General features: G+C 37.9%; 21 protein-coding genes. 14 read left to right on the forward strand and 7 right to left on the reverse strand.

Annotated features, from left to right (window positions below; genetic code table 11):
- The first annotated feature begins 4 nt into the window (after nt 1–4).
- A complete protein-coding gene (locus O5640_RS10725) occupies nt 5–1,582 on the forward strand; it encodes a ferredoxin:protochlorophyllide reductase (ATP-dependent) subunit B (protein ID WP_269612476.1) in 1,578 nt (525 codons plus the stop codon).
- Between the two features lie 11 nt (nt 1,583–1,593).
- Here the strand turns inward: O5640_RS10725 and O5640_RS10730 are convergent, their stop codons facing one another.
- Nucleotides 1,594–1,959: a hypothetical protein gene (locus O5640_RS10730; protein ID WP_269612477.1), complete on the reverse strand. Its 366-nt coding sequence runs from the start codon at nt 1,957–1,959 to the stop codon at nt 1,594–1,596.
- A 101-nt stretch (nt 1,960–2,060) separates the two neighbouring features.
- On the opposite strand from O5640_RS10730, the gene O5640_RS10735 reads away from it, so the two are divergent.
- On the forward strand, nt 2,061–2,837 hold the full coding sequence (locus O5640_RS10735) for a BMC domain-containing protein (protein ID WP_269612478.1): 777 nt from the start codon (nt 2,061–2,063) through the stop codon (nt 2,835–2,837).
- Here O5640_RS10735 and O5640_RS10740 read toward each other — a convergent pair.
- Nucleotides 2,834–3,424 (reverse strand): non-canonical purine NTP pyrophosphatase, encoded by a 591-nt coding sequence (locus O5640_RS10740; RefSeq protein WP_269612479.1) that lies wholly within the window; start codon nt 3,422–3,424, stop codon nt 2,834–2,836. The two genes, O5640_RS10735 and O5640_RS10740, sit on opposite strands and share 4 nt — an antisense overlap.
- Before the next feature lie 358 nt (nt 3,425–3,782).
- On the opposite strand from O5640_RS10740, the gene O5640_RS10745 reads away from it, so the two are divergent.
- From O5640_RS10745 to O5640_RS10785, 9 genes are all read left to right on the forward strand, one after another.
- Nucleotides 3,783–4,094 (forward strand): BMC domain-containing protein, encoded by a 312-nt coding sequence (locus O5640_RS10745; RefSeq protein WP_011130577.1) that lies wholly within the window; start codon nt 3,783–3,785, stop codon nt 4,092–4,094.
- 72 nt (nt 4,095–4,166) lie between these two features.
- Nucleotides 4,167–5,579, forward strand: coding sequence for a form I ribulose bisphosphate carboxylase large subunit (locus tag O5640_RS10750; RefSeq protein ID WP_011294510.1), 1,413 nt, complete (start codon nt 4,167–4,169; stop codon nt 5,577–5,579).
- 99 nt (nt 5,580–5,678) lie between these two features.
- Nucleotides 5,679–6,020: a ribulose bisphosphate carboxylase small subunit gene (locus O5640_RS10755; protein ID WP_011294511.1), complete on the forward strand. Its 342-nt coding sequence runs from the start codon at nt 5,679–5,681 to the stop codon at nt 6,018–6,020.
- Between the two features lie 98 nt (nt 6,021–6,118).
- Nucleotides 6,119–8,506 carry a CsoS2 family carboxysome shell protein gene (locus O5640_RS10760; RefSeq protein ID WP_269612480.1) on the forward strand — a complete coding sequence of 796 codons (2,388 nt, stop codon included), beginning with the start codon at nt 6,119–6,121 and terminating at the stop codon, nt 8,504–8,506.
- 7 nt (nt 8,507–8,513) lie between these two features.
- Complete coding sequence (locus O5640_RS10765) at nt 8,514–10,073, forward strand: carboxysome shell carbonic anhydrase (protein WP_269612481.1); 1,560 nt, start codon at nt 8,514–8,516, stop codon at nt 10,071–10,073.
- Nucleotides 10,074–10,349, forward strand: coding sequence for a carboxysome peptide A (locus tag O5640_RS10770; RefSeq protein WP_269609931.1), 276 nt, complete (start codon nt 10,074–10,076; stop codon nt 10,347–10,349). It abuts the gene before it with no gap.
- Nucleotides 10,349–10,600: a carboxysome peptide B gene (locus tag O5640_RS10775; RefSeq protein ID WP_269609932.1), complete on the forward strand. Its 252-nt coding sequence runs from the start codon at nt 10,349–10,351 to the stop codon at nt 10,598–10,600. The genes O5640_RS10770 and O5640_RS10775 overlap by 1 nt, the downstream gene beginning before the upstream one ends.
- Nucleotides 10,601–10,645: 45 nt before the next feature.
- Nucleotides 10,646–11,194, forward strand: coding sequence for a BMC domain-containing protein (locus O5640_RS10780; RefSeq protein WP_269612482.1), 549 nt, complete (start codon nt 10,646–10,648; stop codon nt 11,192–11,194).
- A 75-nt stretch (nt 11,195–11,269) separates the two neighbouring features.
- Entirely contained in the window at nt 11,270–11,533 is a 264-nt protein-coding gene (locus tag O5640_RS10785; protein WP_269612483.1) for a 4a-hydroxytetrahydrobiopterin dehydratase, read from the forward strand.
- On the opposite strand, the gene O5640_RS10790 is transcribed toward O5640_RS10785, so the two are convergent.
- From O5640_RS10790 to gloB, 3 genes are all read right to left on the reverse strand, one after another.
- Nucleotides 11,530–11,760 (reverse strand): DUF3136 domain-containing protein, encoded by a 231-nt coding sequence (locus O5640_RS10790; RefSeq protein WP_269612484.1) that lies wholly within the window; start codon nt 11,758–11,760, stop codon nt 11,530–11,532. The two genes, O5640_RS10785 and O5640_RS10790, sit on opposite strands and share 4 nt — an antisense overlap.
- Before the next feature lie 86 nt (nt 11,761–11,846).
- Entirely contained in the window at nt 11,847–12,254 is a 408-nt protein-coding gene (locus O5640_RS10795; RefSeq protein WP_269612485.1) for a RidA family protein, read from the reverse strand.
- Nucleotides 12,255–12,299: 45 nt separating this feature from the next.
- Complete coding sequence (gloB, locus tag O5640_RS10800; RefSeq protein ID WP_269612486.1) at nt 12,300–13,055, reverse strand: hydroxyacylglutathione hydrolase; 756 nt, start codon at nt 13,053–13,055, stop codon at nt 12,300–12,302.
- Nucleotides 13,056–13,105: 50 nt separating this feature from the next.
- On the opposite strand from gloB, the gene hisG reads away from it, so the two are divergent.
- From hisG to O5640_RS10815, 3 genes are read left to right on the forward strand one after another with little or no spacing between them, the layout of a single operon-like run.
- Complete coding sequence (gene hisG, locus O5640_RS10805; protein WP_269612487.1) at nt 13,106–13,768, forward strand: ATP phosphoribosyltransferase; 663 nt, start codon at nt 13,106–13,108, stop codon at nt 13,766–13,768.
- On the forward strand, nt 13,755–15,551 hold the full coding sequence (locus tag O5640_RS10810) for an ABC transporter ATP-binding protein (RefSeq protein WP_269612488.1): 1,797 nt from the start codon (nt 13,755–13,757) through the stop codon (nt 15,549–15,551). Before hisG ends, O5640_RS10810 begins: the two co-directional genes overlap by 14 nt.
- A 13-nt stretch (nt 15,552–15,564) precedes the next feature.
- Nucleotides 15,565–16,107 carry a GNAT family N-acetyltransferase gene (locus tag O5640_RS10815; RefSeq protein WP_269612489.1) on the forward strand — a complete coding sequence of 181 codons (543 nt, stop codon included), beginning with the start codon at nt 15,565–15,567 and terminating at the stop codon, nt 16,105–16,107.
- Between the two features lie 23 nt (nt 16,108–16,130).
- On the opposite strand, the gene O5640_RS10820 is transcribed toward O5640_RS10815, so the two are convergent.
- Both O5640_RS10820 and O5640_RS10825 read right to left on the reverse strand, forming a co-directional pair.
- Nucleotides 16,131–16,835, reverse strand: a complete 705-nt coding sequence (locus O5640_RS10820) for a TIGR04283 family arsenosugar biosynthesis glycosyltransferase (RefSeq protein ID WP_269612490.1) — start codon at nt 16,833–16,835, stop codon at nt 16,131–16,133.
- A complete protein-coding gene (locus O5640_RS10825; protein WP_269612491.1) occupies nt 16,784–17,515 on the reverse strand; it encodes a TIGR04282 family arsenosugar biosynthesis glycosyltransferase in 732 nt (243 codons plus the stop codon). The genes O5640_RS10820 and O5640_RS10825 overlap by 52 nt, the downstream gene beginning before the upstream one ends.
- Between the last annotated feature and the right edge of the window lie 84 nt (nt 17,516–17,599).

Here is a 17,599-nt window from a genome sequence, read left to right on the forward strand (position 1 = left end):
TCTCATGGAATTAACTCTCTGGACATACGAAGGACCTCCTCATATTGGTGCGATGAGAATAGCTACGTCTATGAAAAAATTACATTATGTTTTACATGCTCCTCAAGGAGATACTTACGCTGACCTTCTTTTCACGATGATTGAACGCCGTGGGAGCAGACCACCTGTAACTTATACGACTTTTCAAGCTAGAGATTTAGGTGGTGACACAGCAGAACTTGTAAAAGGACATATAAAAGAAGCCGTAGACAGATTTAAGCCAGAGACTCTTTTAGTTGGCGAAAGTTGTACTGCTGAATTAATTCAAGATCAGCCTGGATCACTAGCAAAAGGTATGGGGTTTGATATCCCAATTGTCAGCCTCGAATTACCTGCCTATAGCAAAAAGGAAAACTGGGGTGGATCTGAGACCTTTTATCAAATCGTAAGAACTTTACTCAAAGACCACTCTAATGAATCAAAGGATACGTGGCAGGAAGAAAAAAGAAGACCGAGAGTAAATCTACTTGGACCAACTTTGCTTGGCTTTAGATGTCGAGATGATGTTTTGGAAATACAAAAACTACTTGGTCAGTACGGGATAGATGTCAATGTTGTGGCACCCTTAGGAGCATCTCCTGCAGATATAATGCGAATCCCTAATGCTGATGTTAATGTTTGCCTTTATCCAGAAATAGCGGAATCAACTTGTATTTGGCTTGAAAGAAATTTAAATATTCCTTTTACAAAAACAGTTCCTCTTGGCGTCGGGGCTACTCAGGATTTTCTTAAAGAATTACACGAAGTTTTAGAGATGGAAATCCCTCAATCAGTAAATGAATCTAATAATTCCAAATTAACTTGGTACTCGAATTCAGTGGATTCGAATTACTTAACAGGAAAAAGAGTCTTTATCTTTGGGGACGGAACACACGCACTCGCTGCAGCAAGAATTGCTAATGAGGAACTTGGTTTTAAAGTTGTTGGTCTAGGAACTTATAGCCGTGAAATGGCTAGGAAAGTTCGTCCAGCCGCCAAGGCGCTTGGATTGGAGGCATTAATAACCAATGACTACTTGGAAGTAGAAGATGCGATAAAAGAAACATCTCCAGAACTAGTGCTTGGCACGCAAATGGAGAGACATAGCGCAAAAAGACTTGGTATTCCATGCGCTGTAATCAGCACCCCAATGCATGTGCAGGATGTACCTGCTCGATATAGCCCTCAAATGGGATGGGAGGGCGCAAATGTCATTTTTGATGACTGGGTACATCCATTAATGATGGGACTTGAGGAACATCTAATTGGCATGTTTAAGCATGACTTCGAATTTGTTGACGGTCATCAAAGTCATTTAGGCCATTTAGGTGGAAAAGGAACTGAAAATATTAATCAAGGAGTTAAAACTACAATTTCGAATGATTCAACAAATACAAGTTCAGATCCTATATGGACTCATGAAGGTGAAAGGGAGCTTTCTAAAATCCCATTTTTTGTAAGAGGTAAAGTAAGAAGAAATACAGAGAATTATGCCCGCCAAGCAGGATGCAGAGAAATTAATGAAGAAACTCTATATGACGCTAAGGCTCATTATAAAGCCTAAATTTGGTCCTTCTAATTACGCCAATGAGAACTTTCTTGGCTTGATTTGATTAATCTCCAAACATTTCTTGCTAACTTCTTAGCAATGAGACCACCTCTCTCAACTTTTGAAGAGCCTGGTCTGACGCCTAAAAGTTTTGATACTTCTGTTGTGCTTAGTGGGGCTCCTGTTTCTATAGCTAGAGAAGTTAGTTCAAGTCTTTGACGCAGCTCATATGTATCACATTTTTCGTCTTCTTTTAACCAATTCAAGTCAGCAATACCTTTGTCAGACAATTTTTGCATAAGACCTAACGAGACTAAACCTAGCGCTTGCTCCGGATTGATTTCAGCATTTGAGTTATTGTTATTGGGATCCTTTGGCTGAGTTGCAGACATTCTTTCGTAAAATCAATATATCTTGAATTTATCGGCTTACAATCAGCATGCAAGTCTCAATTGCTAGCTAAAAAGACAATCTTTGAGGTAGTATCTCGCGCATGACGAGATTCGCCACATTTAAAAATAATGAGAGGCGACCAGGAGGAAGTCAGAGAGTTACTGGTGCAGAGGTAAATGAATATCTTGCCGATGATCCAAAGAGAGTAATAACAACTGATTCTGAAAAATCGTTAGTTGCTCGTCAAGCAAGTCATGTAAAACAAATTGAATTAAGAACATATGTATTTCTAGATTCTTTGCAACCTCAACTTGCTGCTTATATGGGTACTGCAAGTTCAGGATTTTTACCCATACCCGGTGATGCTTGTCTTTGGATGGAGGTTTCTCCTGGAATGGCTGTGCATAGGGTTACAGATATCGCACTAAAAGCCAGCAACGTTCGATTAGGGCAAATGATCGTTGAAAGGGCATTTGGATCTCTTGCTCTTTATCACCGAGATCAAAGTACAGTATTGCATTCAGGCGATGTCGTTTTAGATGCCATAGGTAGCACAATTGATAGGAGAACGGATCCTCAAGTTACTTGGACTGAGGTTATTCGCTCTATTACTCCGGACCATGCTGTTTTGATCAATCGCCAAAATAGACGTGGCTCAATGATTCAATCTGGAATGAGTATGTTCATCCTTGAGACTGAACCAGCGGGATATGTTTTGATGGCTGCGAACGAAGCAGAGAAGGCATCAAACATCACAATCGTTGATGTGAAAGGAGTTGGTGCTTTTGGAAGACTGACTTTGGCTGGAAAAGAGGGAGATGTTGAAGAGGCTGCGGCTGCGGCGATGAGATCTATTGATCAAATAAATAGAAGTTAATTATTTTTAATTCCTATAGCTTTCAAAAGGTAAGGCGCTAATTCTCTAGCGGCTTTACCTCTACTTCCATGTTTTGATAATTGTGCATTATTTAATTCCCCATAAGTGCAATTAGTTTCACGAACAAAAAATAATGATTCAAATTCACCATTGGGGTAAGCAGGCTCTTTTAAAATTTCGCCCCAGCAAATTCCTATTGTATTTTGGATTATCTCTCCACTGTTAGAGCAGAGAACCATCACGCTGCAAACTTTTGCGCTTCTGTAAGGACTATCTCCGAGAGCAGTTAGAATTTTTTCTATTTTTTTTTCATTTGTTTCGGCAAGTCGTGCAGAAAAGATACCGGGAGCATTACCAAGAGAATCAATTTCAAGTCCAGAATCATCTGCAATAGTCCAACTGTTAGTTAATGCCGCTGCTGCTTTTGCTTTCAATATGGCATTTTCCAGATATGTTTTTCCGGTTTCTTCAACATCTAAAGAACTAGGTTGTTTTTTAACTTCAATTGGTAGCGGCCCAAGCATTGCCTCTATCTCAGCAACCTTCTTGGGATTACCACTAGCAATGGTTATTAGTGGTTTTTTCAAATCGAATCATTTAACTAGTCTTATATAGTCTTACAAGAAGAAGTCAAAAACAATAATAGTTGAATTTTGTAGATGATTTTGAGACAGTTTTTGGGTGAACATTCCAACCCTGACATAGCCAGGAAGCTGTCTCGTGGGTAAAAATAACTACATGAACTTGTTTACGCAATGCAATATGAGTATGTCCTGACTATTGATCGAACAGTGTTACTCAACTGTCGTAGCAAGGGTGATAAGCTCAGCTTATGAATAGGACTAGAAACTGTAATCAGCGCTATTAGAAAATCCCCTTGACTAATTGCTCTTTGGCGGGCCATTGTCCCTCCTGAACATTCCATCCCTTTACAGAAAATAGGACATGGCTAGCGAAACAATGGGTATTGCTCTCGGCATGATCGAGACACGCGGATTAGTACCAGCTATTGAAGCTGCTGACGCTATGACCAAGGCAGCAGAAGTGCGCTTGATTGGTCGTGAGTTTGTTGGTGGTGGTTACGTAACAGTTTTGGTTCGCGGAGAAACTGGTGCTGTAAACGCAGCAGTTCGTGCAGGCGCAGACGCTTGTGAGCGTGTAGGTGACGGACTCGTTGCAGCTCACATCATTGCTCGTCCTCATCGTGAAGTTGAGCCAGCTCTGGGCAACGGTAACTTCTTAGGTCAGAAGGACTGATTTTTGATTAAGTCCTAAGAGGAGAGGACTTTTCAAATTTTCAACCTTCTAACTAATTAACAGGAGCTATCAATGGCTAAAAAGTATGATGCTGGAGTTAAGGAGTATAGAGATACTTACTTCACTCCTGATTACGTCCCCCTAGATACTGATCTACTTGCATGTTTTAAATGCACAGGTCAGGAAGGTGTACCTAAGGAAGAGGTTGCAGCAGCTGTTGCGGCTGAATCATCTACAGGTACATGGTCAACAGTTTGGTCAGAATTACTTGTAGATCTTGAATTCTACAAAGGCCGCTGTTACCGCATTGAAGATGTTCCTGGAGACAAGGACGCCTTCTATGCATTTATTGCCTATCCCTTAGATCTTTTTGAAGAAGGATCTATAACTAACGTTTTGACATCACTTGTTGGAAACGTCTTTGGTTTTAAAGCCCTGCGTCATCTTCGTCTTGAAGATATTCGCTTCCCAATGGCATTTATCAAGACCTGCGGCGGACCACCTAGTGGAATCGTAGTTGAACGTGATCGTCTTAATAAATACGGTCGTCCATTACTTGGTTGTACTATTAAGCCAAAACTTGGTCTTTCAGGTAAAAACTACGGTCGTGTTGTTTATGAATGCCTTCGTGGTGGTCTTGATCTAACTAAAGATGATGAGAATATCAATTCTCAGCCATTCCAGCGTTGGAGAGAGCGTTTTGAATTTGTTGCTGAAGCTGTAAAGCTAGCTCAACAGGAAACTGGTGAAGTTAAAGGTCACTACCTGAATTGCACAGCAACTACTCCTGAAGAGATGTATAAGCGTGCTGAGTTCGCTAAGGAACTTGACATGCCAATCATTATGCATGACTACATCACTGGTGGCTTTACTGCTAATACAGGTCTTGCTAATTGGTGCCGTGAGAATGGCATGCTTCTTCATATTCACCGTGCTATGCATGCGGTTATCGACCGTCATCCTCAGCATGGTATCCACTTCAGAGTTCTTGCTAAGTGTTTGCGTCTATCTGGCGGAGATCAACTTCATACAGGAACAGTTGTTGGAAAACTAGAAGGAGACCGTCAAACAACTCTTGGTTATATCGATAACCTACGTGAATCCTTTGTCCCTGAAGACCGTACTCGCGGTAACTTCTTTGATCAAGATTGGGGTTCTATGCCTGGTGTATTTGCTGTGGCATCTGGTGGTATTCATGTTTGGCATATGCCAGCATTGCTTGCAATCTTTGGAGATGATTCATGTCTCCAGTTTGGAGGTGGTACTCATGGACACCCTTGGGGATCAGCGGCTGGTGCGGCTGCGAACCGAGTAGCTCTAGAAGCATGTGTGAAAGCGCGTAATGCAGGTAGAGAAATCGAAAAAGAAAGTCGCGATATCCTTCTAGAAGCTGCAAAGCATAGCCCTGAATTGGCAATTGCTCTTGAGACATGGAAGGAGATTAAGTTCGAATTCGATACAGTCGATAAACTCGACGTTCAGTAGAAAAGATAAAGAGGTGACATTTAAGTTGCCTCTAACTTTCTTAAATTCATTAGTCGATATTTAAATCGACTTTCACTCATTCACTAACTTAAGTTCACCATGCCTTTCCAGAGCACAGTAGGTGACTATCAAACAGTCGCCACCCTGGAAACATTCGGCTTCTTACCGCCGATGACCCAGGACGAAATCTACGATCAAATCGCTTATATCATTGCTCAGGGTTGGAGCCCAGTTATTGAGCATGTTCAACCAAGTGGTTCAATGCAGACCTATTGGTCTTATTGGAAATTACCTTTCTTTGGTGAGAAAGATTTAAATTTGGTTGTTAGCGAGTTAGAAGCTTGCCATAGAGCATATCCTGACCATCATGTTCGTATCGTTGGATATGACGCATATACACAAAGTCAAGGTACTTGCTTTGTAGTTTTTCAAGGCCGCTAAATATTAGGCTTTGATAAAATTAGCCTCAAAATTTTTTGGGGCTAATCATTCTTTAGAGAATTTTAATTTATTTTTTGTAACCTCTCCATTGGGTTGATATGGCAAAACAAACAAGTCGACAATTAGTTCTTGAACGCCGCCAGGCTCTAAGTCAAGGAGGTAAAAATGCTTCTGTTAAAGGCTCTACGGCTAATAGAGTGCGTTCTTCTGGTGATGCAAGAGCTACGAGGACAAATTCTGGTTTTGTGAAACCCAATAAATCTATGGCTAATTCAAATAATTCTTCCTCTCAACCAAGTACAAGTAGTTTTCAATTAAGTACTTCTGGGAGCACAAGTAGTTCAAGATCATATAGAAGTTCTGTAGCACAACCAAGTCGACAACTTGTTATTGCAAGAAGAGAAGCATTGTCACGTAGAGGAAAATCTGCCGATAACAGTAAAGATATAACTCGAGTTGATGTTGAGAGGAAAAAGGTTCAAAACGCTCCTTCTTATGACGCAAAAAAGGCTGAACATTGTTGTCCAGAATGTGAGCAAAAAGCTTTAGAGGAGACTAGTAATACAATTTCAAAGCCAGAAGTTAGCTTGAAATTAAATAAAAGAACAACTGATCACCGTTCAACTGTTAAAAGAAAAGCAATTACGAATTCAAGTAGAGCTTTTGTGCTGGCTCGAAGAGAAGCATTATCAAAGCACGGTAAATCTGCTGGGAAACAACCAACAACAGCTGCATCTGTTGCGAGGCAAGGTAATCCAGATCTAACAACTAAGGAAATAGCTCAAAGAGTAAGAGAACTTAAAAGTAAAACTGGTGCCACTGGATCAAAACGTACTTCAGTAACTCGACCTTGTGGTCCCAATAAAAATGGTGCAAAGCAAAATGCTAGTGCTCCTGATGCTCATTGGAAAGTAGGAATGAGTGAGACCGCAACTGGTCAGCTTGTTACTGGAACTCAAGCAAATAGATCTATAAAAACTACTGGTAATGAAGCAAGTACTTGCCGTTCAATAACAGGTACTCAGTATCTTGGTTCAGAAGTTATTGATTCTTTCTGTAATGGTTCAAACACTCCTATAAGCCAGCCAGCAAAGGTAGGTGTTACAAATACAACTCATGGAAATTTAGTAACGGGTAACGAGGTTGGTAGATCAGAAAAAGTTACTGGTGATGAGCCTGGTACTTGTAAAAACCTTACTGGTACTGAATATATATCAGCTAATCAATCCAATCATTATTGCGGAGGAGTTAACCCTTCACCCTCAAAAATTGGCTATAGCCAAACTATTGATGGTCAGAAAGTCAGTGGAACTATGACAGGAAGGTCAGCTTTAGTTACAGGAAATGAAGCAGGATCAAATAAAGGTTTAACTGGCGATCAGTATTTAGGTTCTGATCCACTACCTTCTGGTAGACCAGCAGAAAAGGTTGGCTCATTAACTACAATTCGTGGGAACGGAGTAACTGGCACTGATGTCTCTAGAAGAGAAAATGTTACTGGCAATGAGGCTGGTAGTTGTAAGAATGTGACGGGAGATGAGTATGTGGGATCTGGCCAATATGATGCTTTTTGTGGAAGTAAGCCTGCTCCTGATCCCGCAAAAGTTGGTCTGAGTGTTACGAATAAAACTCAACAAGTTAGTGGAACAATGACAGGTAGATCTCCTCTCGTAACAGGAGATGAACCTGGTACTTGTAAAGCAGTTACAGGTACACCCTATGCAGGATTAGATCAAGCAAATCAATGGTGTGATAATTCTGCGTCATCTGAGATAGAGGCTAGAACCCCAAGGCAACTTGGTACTCCTGCAGCAAGATTGACTGGTCAGCAGCCAGGTATAGGTGGGAAAATGACAGGTGCACATAAAGGTGCCTGTGAGCCTTTAACTGGAACTCCATATGTTGGCGGTGATCAATTGGTAGACAATTGTGGTTTATCAAATATTCCCGAAGGTTATGCTCAACAGGAAAATACTGAAAAAGCAGCTGCATGGACAAGTTTCAGCGTAAAATCTCCAGCGAGGCAAGCTCATATTCAAAATGAAATCAATGCAGGTGTCACAGGTACGAGCTACGAAGATAGCTCAAGAATTACTGGCCCATTCGATATGGCTGCAAATAAAGTGACTGGTACTGAACAATTTCGCTTTGACAGAAAACCATCAAATACTCAGAATAATAAAGTTGATCAAATAGTTAATGAAGAAGCTAAGCAACGCCCAACCTCACAAATAACAGGAGAAGGACAATCTGCAGGATTGAATATAACTGGTGATGATTGGGCTAGAGGAGAACATGTCACTGGAACAGAAGGTGCATCTGCTAAGCGTAGAAATCCTTCACGTCCAGGACCAATGAGTGCAATGAAAGCATCTGAATTAAAGAGAAACGAAGAAGTTCCTGAACCAGATTTTCTAATCACTGGTTCTAGTGGTAACACAAGGGATGGTCAACTGGTTACTTTCTCTGGTGGAGCAAGAGGTTAAATAGTCGATGGCCTATCGTAATTTGGCCAAGAAATCTCTTCGTGGGCCAACAGCTCCTATGAAGAGATTTGTCGACCTAGAAAATCAGGGCTTGAATTCTGAAGTAATTAAGACTACTAATTCTTTCTCTGATGAAATAAAAACCATTAGCTCTTTCTCCAAGGATCATCCATTAACCAACTCTCAAGAAAATCAGAAGTTAAATCAATATGAAAAAAAGGTTAAAGGTCGATTTGATAATATTGTCCCTCTTTTAAAAAGAGTCTCTAGTCTTCAAAATGATTTGAATTTTGTAGAAAGAGCTCAAAATTTATGTCTCTCGGAATTAGGTTATGAATTACCACTGCACATACTTGAAAAGGCTTGGGTTGGAAGTGTTGACATAAGTGCCTTGTTTGCATGGTGTGTTTTTCAATCACACCAATTGACGAGTAATGAATTTTTTGATTCAGATCCACTAGAGGGATCTGGAAACAGTCAATATGCTAAATCTTTCCAGTCTTTCCTATATCAATGTGGCTTTCATCTTTTAGATATAACTCCTTGTGCCGATGGTCGATTAGCTCATGCTATTTCTTATGCATTACGTATACCTTTTAGTTCTGTCAGGAGGCGTTCTCATGCAGGTGCATTATTTGATATTGAAAAAACAGTTAACCGTTGGGTTAAAACTGAACATAGTAGATATAGAGAGTCAATTCCTAATGCTGCAACTGAGCCAACAAGATATTTAAAATCAGTAATCTATCATTTTAGTTCTGTTGACCCTACACACCAAGGATGTGCTGCTCATGGTAGTAATGATGAGTTAGCAGCATCAGAGGGCTTACAGAGATTATTAGATTTTAGGGAAGCAGTCGAAAATAGTTTTTGCTGCGGTGCATCCGTTGATTTGCTTTTAATTGGTATTGACACAGATACAGACGCGATAAGAGTTCATACGCCTTCGAAAACTAATGAAGTTGATTTGAAATCATGGGTTTGTACAAATGAAATATACAAAGAGACTCAATTTTTAAAAGCTGAAGAGGCTCTTCAAAAAATTCAAGAAAATATCAAAGGTGTTTGCCCTGGAGAAACAGATCCAAATATGGTTATGTTTATTACCAAACTCATTTCAAATAATATTTCTCAAATTGATTATGTGAAGAATTTTCATTCCGGAAGCTACCAAGATGCAGGGCATGCTGAGAGGTTTATTGGTGTAGGTATTGGTTTTAAAGAAGTTCATTTAAGGAATCTTACTTATTTTGCTCATTTGGAGACTGTTGAACAAGGAGCTCCTGATCTCGACGTCGGAGTGAAAATTTTTACAGGTCTCAATATCTCGAGAAGTTTACCAATCCCTATTGTCATTCGCTTTGATTACTCAGGTAGTGTCCCTCATGCTAGAAATAGAGCATTATCTGATTGTCATAGAATTAATGAGGCTATTAAGTCTCGTTATCGAGATTTAATAGATAATGGTTCACTTCACACATTTCTTACTATTCGAGATCGAGATAAAAAGGCTCCTGCAGAAGTTGTAGGTTCTTCCCTCGATCCAGTCACTCAGGAGGCTCACTAAATGCTCATTTGTAAAGTTCTCAAACCACTTGTCTCAACTAATCGTATTCCAGGCTTTGAACATAAGCATTTACAGGTTGTATTAGACGGTAGCTCAAAAAAAGTTGCTGTTGATGCTGTTGGATGTAAACCAGATGATTGGGTGATATGTGTAGGAAGTTCTGCCGCTCGCGAAGCTGCTGGAAGTAAGTCTTATCCAAGTGATTTAACCATTGTTGGGATTATTGATCATTGGGATCCAGAGACTCAACAACAGATTCCAGGAGGAGCAAAATAATGGAGATCATGCAAGTTATGGGACGGTTGGTATGTTCGCAGAGAGTGGAAGGTTTAGGACATATGCATTTAAGAATATTGTGCAATAACAAAGGTAAAAGACTTGTGGCTGTTGACCCTGTCGGTGCGCGAGAAGGTAATTGGGTTTTTACCGCAACAGGAACCGCTGCGAGGTGGGGATGTCCAAACCCAAATATTCAAACTGATTTAACCATTGGTGGGATTATTGATAATTGGTCACCTGATGATTAGTTTAAGCACTATTCAATAAAGCTTAATTTTATAAATTCTTAAACTATGACTAACTCTTCAAATCGTCGACAAAAAAGTAGTAATAAAACTATTAAGCCTAAAGATCAAGTAGTTGATATTACTCCTATCAATTCAACTACTCAAACAAAAACTTCTTCGAAGATACAGTCTTCCTCAACCGGTAAAACATCTAGTACTAAAAATATTCCTAGCGCTAAAAATCTATCTAATGGCTCTAGAGGTGCTGCTTCAACTAAAAAACCAATCGGAAACGATAAAGGTTTTGAGAGTAATTCAAGCTCTGGTATTGCATTAGGAATGATAGAGACTCGTGGATTGGTACCAGCAATTGAAGCGGCCGATGCAATGACAAAAGCTGCGGAAGTTAATTTGATCGTTAAGGAACTAGTTGGTGGAGGATATGTAACAGTAATGGTTCGTGGTGAGACTGGTGCTGTAAATGCTTCTGTGAGAGCAGGTGCTGATGCTTGTGAGCGAGTCGGGGATGGATTAGTTGCTGCGCACATAATTGCTCGACCTCATATTGAGGTCGAGCCAGCATTGAAGGGAAGTGGAGCGAAAAGGAGAAGCTGATTAATTTTTAATTTACAAAGTATTTCTTCAATCAATTCACGATGTAGTAGCTTTTACAAAAGATAAGTTTTTATCATGGAAGGGTGGAGGCAAAAAAAAAGACCAGAGTGTCTTGAAAAAAGATTTGAATTTCAATCTTATGAAAAAAATAGAGATTTTCTTGATGCGTTAGGTGATTTTTGCGAGAAGGTTAATCGCTTTCCAGATATAAGTTTCGGGAAGACTTATGCAAATATCACTATCAGACCTTTAGAAAATAAGGAGAAAGAGGAAATATCAAAAGATGACCATGATTTCGCAAGTAAAATAGATTTTTTAAATAAACAGGAAGAGAATTAATCATCCTCTTTTGGTTGTTCTAGATCCCTTTTGATTAATGCCATTAGATAGGAGGGGGTTTTATATCTTCCAGGCAAACATCTATTAAGAGTCTCTAAGTGGCTCCAACAAACTGTCCTTTGAATTTGATCAGGGGTACGTCCTTGTTGCAAAAGCCTCCTAAGTGCTTTGCAGTAAAGAGGGTACCCTGCTTCTAGTTCGCCAATAGTCAACTTGGCAGTGGACATTGTTTATTGCGAATCAACTATTAATTTAGACAATAATGGGGTCAATTAGCAAAGTGGCAAGGATCTATTTAGTCACAATGTTGTTTTTACTCTTTGTTTCCTAACCAAGCAATGCAATCTATTTCAATTTTTCCACCTTTGGGAAGATTTGATACTTCAACGCATGCTCTTGCGGGACTTACTGTTTGGCTAAAAGTTTCTGCATAAATTAAATTTACTTTTGCGAAATCATTTAAATCAGTCAAATAAATAGTTGTTCTAATAACGTTTGAACTTTTTCCTCCAGCTGCTTTGATTACAGCCATCAAATTTTTTAGAACTTGTCTGGTTTCTTCTTCTATATTTCCATTCCCGATCATTTCACCAGTTGAGGGGTCTAAAGCAATTTGTCCTGAGCAATACAAAAAGTTCTCTACCAAAACAGCTTGGTTGTAAGGTCCAACGGGTTTGGGTGCAGCTTTTGTTTCGATTGGTTCTATCGCTGTACTTTTCATGAATAATGAGTCTTGAATTAAGGGGTTTGCTACACAAGTTGGAATTTAACATTTCCAGCTATCTTTGTGTCTTCTTAGCATTGTAAATTTATCGATATTTTCTGCTCTTAAAAATAAATTTGTTTTTCTTTCTTCTGAAAGTGTTGATGGGAGACTAGTCATTCCCTTCTGAAGTTTATTTTGAATAAGCTTTAATCTTTCAATAATAGAAAGATTTGTTGGCTCTAATGTTAAGGCCCATTTTAAGTTGTTTTCTGTATACTCATGTGCTGGGTATATTTTAGTGCTTTTTGGAAGGGAATTAAGTTTACATAAACTTTCAAACATCTGAGTTGGAGTACCTTCTAGGAGTCGACCACAACCTCCACTAAATAATGTGTCTCCAGGGAACAATATATTATATTTAGTAGCTTCTTTTGATATGTAAAAAGCTATATGATTAATGGTGTGACCGTTGACTTCTATAACTTTAATTTCACTATCCATTAAATGGAAAACATCATTATCTCCAACTGAGAATGTTTGAAAAGGGATTCTTTTTAGTTCTTTTTTTGATGCAACTACCTTTGCTTGAGGCCATCTTTTGATTAACTTTTGTGTTCCACCAATATGGTCATCATGATGATGAGTTTGAAGGATAGCTTTTAAGGATAGATTTTTTTCTAAAAGCCATTTTTCTACTGGCTCCGATATGGAGGGATCTACTACTACTGCATTGCAATTGTGGACCCATACCCATACGATATTGTCCTGTAAGACAGTAATTGGGTAAATAGTGAATTCGCTTTTTTTCTCTAACATTGTTTATTTAGGTAATGGAATAGTTAGAATCCACTTCAATAGTTTCTGACATGTTTACTGTTGCTTTAGCTAAAGGTGCTTTGTTGCGAGAATCAGTCTCAATGTTTTCTAACGTTGGACTTGATTTCTCTGCCGTTTTAGAAGATAGCAATCGGCAATTAATGGTTCCGTCAGTTTGTGGCCGTGCCAAAGCCCTTTTAGTTCGGAACAGTGATGTTCCTGTATACGTATCTTATGGTCAGGCGCAACTAGGAATAGTGGGTTTTGATGTATTACAAGAGCAGAAATTACAAGTATCGAATTTAGTAGATCTTGGGTTTGGAGAGTGCCATATGTCTGTAGCAGTTAAGTCAAGCAGTGGTTATTTGAGTGCTTCTGACTTGCCACCAAATTGCCGCGTGGCAAGTAAATTCACGAACTGCGCAAAGAATTTTTTTGATCAAATTGATTTGCCCGTTCAATTGGTACATTTGAGTGGATCTGTTGAGCTAGGCCCCATTACAGGTATGGCTGAAGCAATCGTTGATTTAGTCGCAACTGGTCGTACTCTTAGAGATAATGGTCTTGTTGAAATTGAAGAACTTTTTAAATCAAGTGCTCGCCTTGTTGGGCACCCACTATCTCTAAGACTTGATAAAGGGCCCCTTCAAGAAATTATTGACTCAATTCAAATCCAATCTCAGACCAACCTCTTTTCTGATGGCAAAAAATGATCTTCGAAGAGTTAAGAAACTTGGAAAGTATCTAAAAAAAGAAAAAAAACGTTTAGTTCTAATACTTTTAATATTAATACCTGTGGCATTGGCTGGCGCAATTCAACCTCTTCTTGTTGGGCAGGCTATTTCTGTTTTAAGGGGAGAGGATACGATACTTTTTTTTGATAAGTTTACTAATGAATTATCTATTCGTTTTATAATAGTAATACTATTCATCACAGTATTACTTAGACTTGGATTGCAGGGGTTTCAGTCATACAATATACAGGCTGTAGGCCAGAGGCTGACTGCAAGGATTAGGAATGATTTGTTTTCTCATTCCATGTCATTGTCTTTGCGTTTTCATGACAAAATGCCTGTTGGCAAATTACTTACAAGATTAACTAGTGATGTTGATGCATTGTCAGAAGTTTTTGGTAGTGGAGCTGTTGGAGTATTGGCTGATTTTGTGAGTCTTATAGTTATATCAATAACTATGATTTTAATTGAATGGAGATTAGGTGTTCTCCTTTTGGTTGTTCAAATACCTGTTACGTTTTTTATTCTATGGTTACAAAAACGTTATCGAAGACAAAACTATAAAGTTAGAGAAGAACTTTCCCAATTAAATGCAAATTTTCAGGAAAATCTACAAGGTCTTGAAGTTGTTCAAATGTTTAGAAGACAAACATTAAATGGTCAAAACTTTTTTAAAACTGGAAATAATTATAAAAATGCCGTAAACGGTACCATTTTTTATGACAGTAGTATCTCTGCATTTATCGAATGGGTCTCATTAGCTGCAGTTGCTTTAGTTATTTCTCTTGGAGGTTATATGGTTACAGCAGGAGCAATGGGGTTGGGTACTCTTACGACATTTATTCTTTATTCACAAAGACTATTTGAACCTTTAAGACAGTTGGCAGAAAGATTTACACAAATACAGGGAGGGTTAACAGCAGTGGAAAGAATAAGTGAATTGCTTGAGAAAAAAATCGAGATATATGATCAAATTAATCCTAAAGCAGAAAATAAAGAATCGACAAAATCAAGGAAAACTGTTTTTGGGGAAGTTCTATTTGAAAATGTAAGTTTTTTCTATAGAGAAGATGAACCGATAATCAATGATTTAAGTTTTAAAATTAAACCAGGCGAACACGTTGCACTTGTTGGTCCAACTGGTTCAGGGAAGACTACCTTAATAAGATTGTTATGTAGACTTTATGAGCCTCAAAAAGGAAATATATATATTGATGGTCAAAATATTAAAAATATACCTATCGAGTCGTTAAGGAAACAACTTGGAGTTGTGCTTCAAGATACTTTCCTATTTAGCGGAAATGTTGCAGATAATCTGCGTTTAGATTCTGTAATTGATAATCAGCGCTTAAAAGACATATGTAGTGATTTAGGTCTTGATAATTTATTGAGAAAGTTACCTAATGGATTAGATACTTATATTCGAGAAAGAGGAGGGAATCTTTCTTCAGGTGAGAGGCAACTTTTATCTATTGTAAGAGTTGCAATAAGAGATCCAAAAGTATTAATCATGGATGAGGCGACTGCTTTTATGGATCCATCAACTGAGGCAACTTTACAAAGAGATCTTGATAGATTGTTAGAGAAAAGAACTGCACTTGTAATTGCACATAGACTAGCAACAATAGAAGCCTCTGATCGAATCCTCGTCATGAAAAAAGGAAGTCTATTAGAGCAAGGTACACATGAAGAGTTAAGAGCTTTAGGTGGACTTTATTCGCAACTCTCTGAGTTGCAAGAAAAAGGTCTTACAACCATCTAATTTGTATTTACTTATGATTAATATAGGATCAACAAAAATAGGTTTGCCAGGCCGGAGAAATGAAAATATTCTTTCAGATGAAACTTTAAAAAATATTTATGGACAACAAGCTCTTCAATACTTTAATCAAAATAATTCATCTCTATTTGTGTTTAGTAATTCAAAATCTTTTGATTTAATTGAACTAGAGCAACTTCTTCAGGCCGTGGGTTGGGGGAGGAGACCACTGAGGAGAGTTAAAAGAGCACTTGATAATAGTTTGCTCAAGGTTGGTCTATGGCAGCATGATCCAAAATTTCCAAGATTGATTGGATTTGCAAGATGCACTGGGGACGGAATAATTGATGCAACAATATGGGATGTAGCCATTAACCCTGTTTATCAAGGTTATGGATTAGGAAAGCAACTTATGTCATATCTAATGAAGAGTTTAAAAAGAGAAGGTATTAGCAGAGTAACTTTGTTTGCTGATTCTGATGTTATTACTTTTTATAAAAGGCAAGGTTGGACTTTAGAACCAAAAGGTAATAAATGTGCATTTTGGTATTCAAATTGATTGTTGATATTTGTCTTTGAAAATTATGTATTGTATTCTTTTGATATTTTATCTATGTTATAACCACCTCGCCACTTTTTTCTTAATATATAATTCTTTATTGCACGTTTAATGATATTTGAATTGGACCACTTTATATCATCTGTATATATACTTCCTCTAATACGTTTTACTCTAGTTGTTTTAGTAATTCTTGTTATAAAGTCTAGATCTTCCATTATTTTTAATGAAGAAAACCCCCCTGAATTGTAATATAGATCTCTATGTATAAGTAAGCCTTGGTCTCCATAAGGTCGTTGTAAGAAATAACTTCTAAGTGCTACTGCTATCTCTAAAATCCTGAACTCTAGATTTGCTTTTTTAATTTTAAAATCAAAATACCAAGCAAAATTCTTAGACTTTTTATTTTTTATTATTTTGTATAATCTCTTTACCCAACTTGGGCTTAATCTACTATCTGCATGTAGAAATAAAAGCCATTCTCCTTTTGAATTTGAAGCCCCAGTTTTTAATTGATAGCCTCTATTCTTTTTATGGCTTTTAATAACATCTACTCCTTGTATTTGTGCAATTGAAATAGTTAAATCTATACTCCCTCCGTCAACTATGGTTAATTCAAAATCGTGTGGCCATTCATTTAAATCGGCAAGGAGAAGAGGGAGGTGGCTCGACTCATTTAAAGTTGGTATGATGATACTGAGAGTCGGAAACTTTTGTAATCTAGCCATGGTGATAAATCCATAATATTATCCAGATCATTTTTATTTTGAAGAAGTTGATAATTGATTTGATTTAAGGATGCTAATCGAATTGTTTTTTGAAGGACCTTATCGGTTCCCCAACATATACCAGAAAATGGCCACGTACATAAAGGATTTAAAATTTTATTTGAAAGTCCTATAAGCCAATATCCTCCATCACTTGAAGGTCCCAAAACCATGTCTTTATGTTTAAGAATTTGCAAAGCTTGGATTAATTCAAAATGTGAGATTGATGGTAAATCAGTTCCAATTAGCAAGATAGGATTTCGAATCTGGTGAGAAAGATTTTTTCTAGAATGAGTCTCTAAAAACTGTCTTTTCATTTTTGTTCCTAGATTTCCAGGTCCTTGAATATCAACCGTTTTGATTCCATTTAACAGGGCCCATTTTTTTGCAGCTTTTATACCAATTCCATCGATGGCAACTTTTATGTCTGCGAGACCTTCTTTTTGAATTAGCTTGGCCACTTTAATTGTGTGATTAGTTAGTTTCTCCTGGATCTTTGCTGCTTTAAATGCCCCTATATCCTTTGATAAACGACTTTTACATCTATATATCGCGTGCCATCTTGTCATTAAAACTACAGTTGGTTTATTGTTTTGATTAGTTCTTTTTGTATTTGCTGCTTTACTTTTAACAGGATCCATAGTTATTAATCTTAGATTATTCTCTTTCTAAGAAGCTTAAGTTACTAATCATTGCATCTGATTAATTTTTGTTTTGAATAAGAT

This window comes from Prochlorococcus marinus str. MIT 0912, assembly GCF_027359595.1.
GTDB lineage: Bacteria > Cyanobacteriota > Cyanobacteriia > PCC-6307 > Cyanobiaceae > Prochlorococcus_B > Prochlorococcus_B marinus_C.

Coding starts and splice junctions, on each gene's coding strand:
- O5640_RS10730 (WP_269612477.1), bottom strand. CDS start 1,959: ATGTCTGCAACTCAGCCAAAGGATCCCAATAACAATAACTCAAATGCT.
- O5640_RS10790 (WP_269612484.1), bottom strand. CDS start 11,760: ATGTCCACTGCCAAGTTGACTATTGGCGAACTAGAAGCAGGGTACCCT.
- O5640_RS10765 (WP_269612481.1), top strand. CDS start 8,514: ATGGCCTATCGTAATTTGGCCAAGAAATCTCTTCGTGGGCCAACAGCT.
- O5640_RS10745 (WP_011130577.1), top strand. CDS start 3,783: ATGGCTAGCGAAACAATGGGTATTGCTCTCGGCATGATCGAGACACGC.
- hisG (WP_269612487.1), top strand. CDS start 13,106: ATGTTTACTGTTGCTTTAGCTAAAGGTGCTTTGTTGCGAGAATCAGTC.
- O5640_RS10810 (WP_269612488.1), top strand. CDS start 13,755: ATGGCAAAAAATGATCTTCGAAGAGTTAAGAAACTTGGAAAGTATCTA.
- O5640_RS10750 (WP_011294510.1), top strand. CDS start 4,167: ATGGCTAAAAAGTATGATGCTGGAGTTAAGGAGTATAGAGATACTTAC.
- gloB (WP_269612486.1), bottom strand. CDS start 13,055: ATGTTAGAGAAAAAAAGCGAATTCACTATTTACCCAATTACTGTCTTA.
- O5640_RS10735 (WP_269612478.1), top strand. CDS start 2,061: ATGACGAGATTCGCCACATTTAAAAATAATGAGAGGCGACCAGGAGGA.
- O5640_RS10725 (WP_269612476.1), top strand. CDS start 5: ATGGAATTAACTCTCTGGACATACGAAGGACCTCCTCATATTGGTGCG.
- O5640_RS10825 (WP_269612491.1), bottom strand. CDS start 17,515: ATGGATCCTGTTAAAAGTAAAGCAGCAAATACAAAAAGAACTAATCAA.
- O5640_RS10780 (WP_269612482.1), top strand. CDS start 10,646: ATGACTAACTCTTCAAATCGTCGACAAAAAAGTAGTAATAAAACTATT.
- O5640_RS10795 (WP_269612485.1), bottom strand. CDS start 12,254: ATGAAAAGTACAGCGATAGAACCAATCGAAACAAAAGCTGCACCCAAA.
- O5640_RS10755 (WP_011294511.1), top strand. CDS start 5,679: ATGCCTTTCCAGAGCACAGTAGGTGACTATCAAACAGTCGCCACCCTG.
- O5640_RS10775 (WP_269609932.1), top strand. CDS start 10,349: ATGGAGATCATGCAAGTTATGGGACGGTTGGTATGTTCGCAGAGAGTG.
- O5640_RS10815 (WP_269612489.1), top strand. CDS start 15,565: ATGATTAATATAGGATCAACAAAAATAGGTTTGCCAGGCCGGAGAAAT.
- O5640_RS10770 (WP_269609931.1), top strand. CDS start 10,074: ATGCTCATTTGTAAAGTTCTCAAACCACTTGTCTCAACTAATCGTATT.
- O5640_RS10820 (WP_269612490.1), bottom strand. CDS start 16,835: ATGGCTAGATTACAAAAGTTTCCGACTCTCAGTATCATCATACCAACT.
- O5640_RS10785 (WP_269612483.1), top strand. CDS start 11,270: ATGGAAGGGTGGAGGCAAAAAAAAAGACCAGAGTGTCTTGAAAAAAGA.
- O5640_RS10760 (WP_269612480.1), top strand. CDS start 6,119: ATGGCAAAACAAACAAGTCGACAATTAGTTCTTGAACGCCGCCAGGCT.